The sequence below is a fragment of the Lysinibacillus sp. A1 genome (genome assembly GCF_000801965.1).
GTDB lineage: Bacteria > Bacillota > Bacilli > Bacillales_A > Planococcaceae > Lysinibacillus > Lysinibacillus fusiformis.
The window spans coordinates 124,737-130,817 of sequence record NZ_JSZM01000014.1 but is presented as its reverse complement, the minus strand read 5'-3'; the positions used below and the strand labels follow the sequence as shown (position 1 = coordinate 130,817).

The 6,081-nt window shown below is 36.6% G+C and carries 5 protein-coding genes; all 5 read right to left on the bottom strand.

The window, feature by feature from the left end; all coding sequences use genetic code 11:
* Positions 1-499: 499 nt before the first annotated feature.
* Positions 500-2,353: an SLC13 family permease gene (locus tag PI85_RS13495; RefSeq protein ID WP_036122326.1), complete on the bottom strand. Its 1,854-nt coding sequence runs from the start codon at positions 2,351-2,353 to the stop codon at positions 500-502.
* Positions 2,354-2,504: 151 nt separating this feature from the next.
* Positions 2,505-3,119: a nicotinate-nucleotide adenylyltransferase gene (gene nadD, locus PI85_RS13490; protein ID WP_036122323.1), complete on the bottom strand. Its 615-nt coding sequence runs from the start codon at positions 3,117-3,119 to the stop codon at positions 2,505-2,507.
* A 22-nt stretch (positions 3,120-3,141) separates the two neighbouring features.
* Positions 3,142-4,623: a nicotinate phosphoribosyltransferase gene (locus PI85_RS13485; protein WP_036122320.1), complete on the bottom strand. Its 1,482-nt coding sequence runs from the start codon at positions 4,621-4,623 to the stop codon at positions 3,142-3,144.
* A 9-nt stretch (positions 4,624-4,632) separates the two neighbouring features.
* Positions 4,633-5,184: a cysteine hydrolase family protein gene (locus PI85_RS13480; protein ID WP_036122311.1), complete on the bottom strand. Its 552-nt coding sequence runs from the start codon at positions 5,182-5,184 to the stop codon at positions 4,633-4,635.
* An 84-nt stretch (positions 5,185-5,268) separates the two neighbouring features.
* Positions 5,269-6,069: an NUDIX domain-containing protein gene (locus tag PI85_RS13475; protein ID WP_036122307.1), complete on the bottom strand. Its 801-nt coding sequence runs from the start codon at positions 6,067-6,069 to the stop codon at positions 5,269-5,271.
* Positions 6,070-6,081: the final 12 nt, after the last annotated feature.

Genomic DNA, 6,081 nt, shown 5'->3' with positions numbered 1-6,081 from the left:
TCGTTCACTAGCTAGGCTAGTTACTAAAAACTTTATTGATTACGTTTTGCTTGTTCAGTTTTCAAGGTTCATGTTTTGCTTTGTTTTAGCGTGTCACCGTGGCGACTTGTATAATACTACACCCTTATTTTTAAAAGGTCAACACTTTTTCAAAAAAAGTTTAACTTTTTTTCTCCACATAGAATTACTTCCTATATTAATAATCAAAATAAATCTTTGACTACAAATAATATTTTCACCCTTAAGGTTTATGTTATACCACTAATTAAAATATAATTTTATCATATCTTACAAGAAAAATTTAATAGATTTTTTGGATAGCAGGAAAAAAATCAATATTAAACCGATCTTTCAGTATATAGATGCAGTTCTTTATATAAAGGGGAACTAGAATGTGGGGCACTACACTCCTAAATGTAGTCAACGGCTTTACTTGATTTCAAAAAAGACTATAGATAAACTCAAAAGTTTGGGTTTATCTATAGTCTTAAACTGAATTTTATAAGGGGAAAAAGAATGGGATCGTTATCATCATGACAATAAACATAACAATTTGTAACGGTATCCCTATTCTTACAAAGTCCATAAATTTATAGCCCCCAGCTGTCATGACCAGCGCATTAGTTGGGGATGCAATTGGTGTGGCAAACGCCATACTCGCGGCTACTGCTACTGCAATCATAAATGTTGTAGGATTAACCTCCATTGCTATTGCAGCACTCATAGCTATTGGTGCAAACAATACAGCCGTCGCCGTATTACTAATAAATTGTCCAAAGACAGCTGTCAAAATATAAACACCTATGAGCACACCATAGGGACCATAGTCACCAAGAACTTTAATAATCCCGTCAGATAATATAGCCATGCCTCCTGTTTTTTCTAACGCTGTCGCCATTGGTAGCATGGCGGCCACTAGCACTATACTTTCAAAATTCATATTGCTATACGCATCTTCCATGTTCCGTAAGCAACCCGTTAATATCATTAAAACGGCACCAATCATAACAGAAATAACAGCAGGGAAAATTTCAAATGCCATTAACATAATCATAAACAGCATAATAATCCCCGCAATACCAGCTTTTCCTGTTGCCGCTGCTACACTCGCATGTTCTTTTGGCTGACCTACAACCACAACATCTTGGGTCTCTCTCGCTAATAAAAGAATTTCATCCCAAGCTCCTTGCACTAAAATAGCGTCTCCAAATTTCAACTTATGCGAAACCATGTCTTGAAGTTTATAACCACCCTTTCGATTAATACCAATTATATTTAGATTGTATTTTTCTCTAAACCCTAACGAACTAACTGTTTCATTGATAAAGCTTGAATTTGGCGTAAGCAATACCTCTGCAATACCGAGGTGCTTCGAAACCAATTCATCAGCTTCCCCTTCTACTAATCCTTGCATCTCCAGGTGATAATCCTCAACAAAGTGACGAATATCCTCTTCTTCTCCTTGAACATACAGCTCGTCCTTTGCATGAATCACACTTGTGGGACCAGCCATTTCTTGATATGTCATAGGTAGTAAATTGATACCTTCTTGTGACTTGCGATGAATTTTCATCATACAGAGCGTGTACTTGGCTGGTAGCTTTAACTCTGCTAACGACGTTTCAATAATAGGTGATTCTTCTGGAACAGAAATTTTGAATAGTCGATTATTTAAATCATATTGCTTTATGATTTTCTTCGGTGAAAGCTTATAGCCCTCATTTGTTTGCGTACGATGTTGATCTTTCGGTAACAAAATATTGCGCACAAGCACTAGATAAGCAATTCCTGCAATCATACCCACTATACCAATTGGAGTTATTTCAAAAAATCCAAGTTTGCTATATCCTCTATCTACCAATAACTGACTGACAATTAAATTGGTTGGAGACGCAATCAACGTCATAAGACCCGATAGACTAGCTACGTATGAGAGTGGCAATAAAAATTTAGAAGGGCTGACCTTCATACTAATTGCTATACTGACAACTATTGGCATCATTAATGCGACAGTACCTGTATTGCTCATAAATGCACCGACAGATCCAACAATGATGAGTAGTAATACAAATAGTTTCAACTCACTATTGCCCGACCATTTAAGTAATAACTGTCCTGCCATTCCTGCAAGACCTGTGCGTAATATTCCTGCACCCACGACGAAAAGCCCTGCAATCATTAAAACTACAGAGTTTGAAAATCCAGCTAATGCCTCTGTTGGCGTTAGAATATCTGTAATAACAAATGCTAAAAGTGACACAATTGCTACAAGATCTGCTCGTATTTTATTGGTCACAAATGCGAAAATTGTTGCACCTAAAATAAGAAATGTTAATGTAAGCTGCACATTCATGAATTCCTTTCTAACATTAATCATTAAAATTTTTGTGACAGCAAAAAAGCCGTCACCATTGCTATTTCTATTATAGCTTACGAATGGCTAGAAATAGTAAAAGTCACCATCTTTTCAAAATTAAAATAAGTGTGGCATGCAACCACACTTTTTATTTCTTATATAGATGATGTTCTTTAATATAGTCGTAACAAGCATTGGGTAAAAGATATCTTGGCTCTCCACCCATCGCAAATTCTTCCCGAATATAGGTAGAGCTAATTTCCATGGCTAAACCCTTATCAATAAGATGAAATCTGCCATCATCATTATTTCTTAAAATCGGGGATCGACTGATTGTTGATAGCATATCAACCCCATGCCTCGCCATAACTATGAATTTATTTTCAGCAACTAATGCATCTCCCTTTTTCCATAATCCTGCACCAATGTCTACTAATAAATCCGCACCCATAATAAAGTGGATTTCATCTTCTGGATGTTTTTCCCTAAAGTATTTCATCGTGTCATACGTGTAAATATTCCATCCCTCTTGATCCATCTCATAGGAATCTGCTATAAAACGATCATCCTTAGCAATTGCTAAATGTAGCATATTCCACCGATGCTTATCTTCTGTTTTTATAGTTTTATCTTTTCGCTTATTTGAACAGGGTAAAAATATGACCTTATCTAATTTACATCGGTGTGCAACCGTGCTAGCAGTCCAAAGATGAACATTGGTAATAGGATCAAAGGATGAACCATAAATACCTATTCTCGCCATCGTATCTTCCTCCTGTCATTTTTTATCTAGTATCCATCTTCTTCGAAATTTTTTCTTTAATATCATGTATAATAGCTCTCTTGTGATCCCAGCAAGCCTGACTCAAATCAACTGGGTACTCTTCCGGGTTCATCGTTCGTTTGTACTCACACCATAATAATTTTAAATTTTTCTTTGCATATGCTTGTGTCTCTTGAATTGTAGGTTCCTCAAATACTACTTTCCCATTTTCTACAATGCTTTCATGTAACTCGATTGCTGTAAAATTCGTCACAAACTTACTTATATACGTATGAACAGGGTGGAACATCTTTAATCGTTCTGTTTGCTGAATATTTTCCTCATCAAGGGCAATATAGTCACCTTCAGCATGACCATTCTCATTATTAACAATACGATAGACTCGTTTGCGCCCAGGAGTCGTCACCTTTTCTGGATTCGCAGAGATTTTTATAGTATCAACCATTTCCCCATTTTCATTTTCAATAGAGACTAACTTGTATACTCCACCTAAAGCAGCTTGATCGTAGGCTGTAATTAGCTTCGTGCCGATTCCCCAAGCATCAATTTTCGCCCCTTGAGATTTTAAATGCATAATAGTATATTCGTCTAAATCATTGGATGCCATAATTTTTGTTTCCTTAAAGCCTGCATCATCTAGCATTTTTCTTGCTACCTTTGATAAATAGGCTAAATCACCACTGTCTAATCGGATACCAATAAAATTAATTTGATCTCCCAATTCCTTCGCTACTTTGATGGCATTCGGAACACCTGACCGTAACGTATCATAAGTATCTACTAAGAATACACAGTCTTTATGTGCAGCTGCATATTTTTTAAACGCAGTATATTCATCTCTGTAGGTTTGAATCATAGCATGCGCATGTGTTCCTGAAACTGGAATACCAAATAATTTACCTGCACGCACATTACTTGTTGCAGAAAAGCCACCGATATAAGCAGCACGAGTTCCCCAAATTGCCGCATCGAACTCGTGAGCACGACGGGTTCCAAACTCCATCACAATATCCTCACCCGTCACTTCTTTAATTCGCGAAGCTTTCGTCGCGATTAGCGTTTGGTAATTAACAATATTTAGCAAGGGGGTTTCTATTAATTGTGCTTCAGCCAATGGTGCCTCGATTCGCAGAATAGGTTCATTGGCAAAAACCAACTCTCCTTCCCTCATCCCCCTTATAGTTCCTGTAAACTTTAGATTCTGTAGATAATGGAGAAATTCCTCTGGATAGTTCCCTTCTTCACGCAAATATTCAATATCACTTTGAGAAAAACCAAAGTTATTAATAAACTCCATTACTTTTTTTAAGCCAGCGAATATCGCATAACCATTGCCAAATGGAAGTTTTCTAAAATACAGCTCAAAAACAGCCTTTCGTTGATGAACCGCGTCCTTCCAATAGGTCTGAACCATATTTATTTGGTATAAATCGGTGTGTAACATGAAACTATCATCTGCATATTTCACATCATTTCCCTCCATTCTTTACTATCAAATAACAGAGGCACCAAGTGCATGCTCAAAATGACTTAAAGCCCACTCATGTCCTGTTTGATTAAAGGATGCGACAGCGTTTTTATGAATGACAAGATCGAACCCTTTATTATAAGCATCTACAGCGGTATGAAGAACACAGATGTCTGTACAAACACCAATTAAATGAAGCTCTGTAATGCCTCTTTCACGCAATTTCAACTCCAAATCTGTCCCTGCAAAGGCCGAGTAACGAGTTTTATCTATATAATAGACATGTTCCAATTCTTGCTTACCTTCGTACAATGTTTTTAAAGCTCCGTATAAATCTCTCCCTTTGGTATGACGAATATTATGTGGAGGAAATAGCTTTGTTTCAGGATGATAAACATCTTCTTGCTCATGAACATCTATAGCGAATACTGTGAACTCATTATTGGAGATAAATTCACTTGTTAAATTAACAATTGCCTGCTCAAGCTGTTGTCCCGGCTCCCCACAAGTTAGAGCTCCATCAGTTGCAACAAAATCAACAGTGTAATCAATATTAATTAATGCTCTCTTTTTCATCGTTTTATCACTCCAATTTTTTAATTAGTAATACTCAAATTACAAATTACTATTTTTAAAATTATCAGGAAAGACGAATCTTTCCTAATGATAAATTGATTCCACCACTTCAAAATCATTAAAAGTATACAGCTGTGATGGCCTAAACGAATTTCGCTTTGTTTTCTTCGGTTTTCCTTCCACATCCACTACTTTTTCGATAAAAGGTAGTTTAGGTGCTTTTGTAAAAAAAACAGAATCATTAGCGATTCGTGGATCGTCTTCAACTGTCAGTAGTACCCGTTGTAATTCTGATAAGGTAAACTCTTGCGGTAAAAAGTTTTTAGCAACGGTTGTTTGCACCATGTCTTTTTTAATAAATTTGAGTGCATCTGCAATGATTTTACGATGATCAAAGGCTAGTTGAAGTGTAAATACATCTTCAATATCAAATAACTCTACATCATCTGCATCATCATTTGCTTGTCGTTGTTCCATTTGCTCCTCAGGAACAATCGCATAAAAAGCATTTGAAATCATCCAGCCACGAGGATCTCGATTGATATCATCGTAAACACCAAAGTGCTGAACATGTAACCCTTCTACATTCGTCTCTTCTTTTAACTCTCTTTTTGCTGCAATATAGGCTGATTCCTTTTGATGGGCATCTACAAACCCACCCGGAAGCGCCCATTTTCCACCTTCAATATTGGCATTTCCATCAGCATCTTTAGCAGCACGCTTAATTAACATAATTTTAAGTGTCATGTTTGGCGGCGCCTTTTCTTCTGTTTTCTCCGAAGTAATCGTAAAAATTGCTATATCTGCTGTGTATCCATCAGGTGTTTTATATTTTGAAGAATCATAATGCGCTAGCATTTCTTCTTCCGTCCTAAATTTTGACATCTTATAACCCCT

Coding starts and splice junctions, on each gene's coding strand:
- PI85_RS13495 (WP_036122326.1), bottom strand. CDS start 2,353: ATGAATGTGCAGCTTACATTAACATTTCTTATTTTAGGTGCAACAATT.
- nadD (WP_036122323.1), bottom strand. CDS start 3,119: ATGGCGAGAATAGGTATTTATGGTTCATCCTTTGATCCTATTACCAAT.
- PI85_RS13485 (WP_036122320.1), bottom strand. CDS start 4,623: ATGGAGGGAAATGATGTGAAATATGCAGATGATAGTTTCATGTTACAC.
- PI85_RS13480 (WP_036122311.1), bottom strand. CDS start 5,184: ATGAAAAAGAGAGCATTAATTAATATTGATTACACTGTTGATTTTGTT.
- PI85_RS13475 (WP_036122307.1), bottom strand. CDS start 6,069: ATGTCAAAATTTAGGACGGAAGAAGAAATGCTAGCGCATTATGATTCT.